The sequence below is a fragment of the Azospirillum sp. SYSU D00513 genome, from assembly GCF_017356015.1.
Lineage (GTDB): Bacteria > Pseudomonadota > Alphaproteobacteria > Azospirillales > Azospirillaceae > Azospirillum.
The window spans coordinates 1-925 of record NZ_JAFIQV010000116.1 but is presented as its reverse complement, the minus strand read 5'-3'; the positions used below and the strand labels follow the sequence as shown (position 1 = coordinate 925).

The following is a 925-nucleotide window of genomic DNA, read 5'->3' as shown; positions in this document are numbered from 1 at the left end:
TTGCCGAGTTCCTTCAACACCATTCTCTCAAGCGCCTTGGTATGCTCTACCAGTCCACCTGTGTCGGTTTCGGGTACGGTCTGTGATGGCAGGGCTATTTCCTGGAACGGGTCCACAGCACGTCCAATCCGATAAGGACGTACACGCTTTCCCATTCGTCACCTCTGCCAGGCTGCGGAATATTAACCGCATTCCCATCGACTACGCCTTTCGGCCTCGCCTTAGGGGCCGGCTCACCCTGCGCGGATTAACCGTGCGCAGGAACCCTTGGACTTTCGGCGAGAGTGTTTCTCACACTCTTTGTCGCTACTCATGTCAGCATTCTCACTTCCGATACCTCCAGGCGGCCTCACGGACGCCCTTCGCAGGCCTACGGAACGCTCCGCTACCACTCAGAGGACAGATAACAGGGATCAGGGATCAGTCTCGTTTCTTGCCCACGAGACTGGCCGCCAAGCCATGGAGCATGCGCGCGATCTCCTGGTACTCATCGCGCCAATGCTCCCATGTCTTCTGATCGATGTATCCCAGATCAAGGCAGTAACGCGCCCACACTCTCATCTCGTCGGCGGCTCCCATCGCGATGGTCACGAACCTCGCGAAGTCGGCCTTCGACTGCCTTTGTCTGCCGAAACCCTCGGCAAGATTGGCACAGATGGATTTTCTGGCACGACGCACTTGGTCACCCAAGGCGTACTGTTCGATCGCCGGGAATGTCAGGCTCAGACGATGCACCTCCAGCGACAGCCTGTAGGCGCGCCGGAAGACCTCCAACTCTTCGAAAGTTTTGATCGTCATGCTGTCTGATGCCTGATCCCTGATACCTGTCCTCTGAGTCCGCAGCTTCGGTGGGTGGCTTGAGCCCCGTTACATTTTCGGCGCAGGCCGGCTTAACTAGACCAGTGAGCTATTACGCTTTCTTTAA

General features: G+C 57.1%; 1 rRNA gene. It reads right to left on the bottom strand.

Annotated features, from left to right (window positions below):
• A 23S ribosomal RNA gene (locus tag JUB11_RS32445) occupies positions 1–925 on the bottom strand; the annotation flags it as partial.